The sequence below is a fragment of the Klebsiella sp. 10982 genome (genome assembly GCF_048589245.1).
GTDB classification, from domain to species: Bacteria; Pseudomonadota; Gammaproteobacteria; order Enterobacterales; family Enterobacteriaceae; genus Klebsiella; species Klebsiella quasivariicola.
The window spans coordinates 1-771 of sequence record NZ_JBMAXV010000131.1 but is presented as its reverse complement, the minus strand read 5'-3'; the positions used below and the strand labels follow the sequence as shown (position 1 = coordinate 771).

The 771-nt window shown below is 65.9% G+C and carries 1 protein-coding gene; it reads left to right on the top strand.

What is annotated here, in order from left to right; all coding sequences use genetic code 11:
- Nucleotides 1–771 (top strand): pyruvate carboxylase subunit B (locus ACKLKD_RS27915; RefSeq protein WP_420062013.1); only part of this gene is annotated, 771 nt, incomplete at both ends.

Genomic DNA, 771 nt, shown 5'->3' with positions numbered 1-771 from the left:
ATTACCGATGTCGTCCTGCGCGACGCCCACCAGTCCCTGTTCGCCACCCGCCTGCGTCTCGACGATATGCTGCCCGTTGCCGCTGCGCTCGACGACGTTGGCTACCGCTCGCTGGAGTGCTGGGGCGGCGCCACCTTTGACGCCTGCATCCGCTTTCTCGGCGAGGACCCGTGGGTCCGCCTGCGCGAGCTGAAAAAGGCGATGCCGAAGACCCCGCTGCAGATGCTGCTCCGCGGCCAGAACCTGCTCGGCTACCGCCACTACGCCGACGATGTGGTGGAGCGCTTTGTCGAACGCGCCGTCAAAAACGGCATGGACGTCTTCCGTGTCTTCGATGCCATGAACGACCCGCGCAATATGAAAGCCGCCCTGCAGGCGGTCCGCCGCCACGGCGCCCATGCCCAGGGCACGCTCTCCTACACCACCAGCCCGGTCCACACCCTGCAGACCTGGCTGGATTTAACCGAACAGCTGCTGGAGACCGGCGTCGACTCCGTCGCCATCAAGGACATGTCCGGTATCCTGACGCCGGGGGCGGCGTATGAGCTGGTCAGCGAAATCAAAAAACGCTACGACGTCACCCTGCACCTGCACTGTCACGCCACCACCGGCATGGCGGAGATGGCCCTGCTGAAGGCCATTGAGGCGGGCGTGGACGGCGTCGACACCGCCATCTCCTCAATGAGCGCCACCTACGGCCACCCGGCCACCGAGGCGCTGGTGGCGACGCTGGCCGGTACGCCGTATGACACCGGGCTGGATATCCACAGG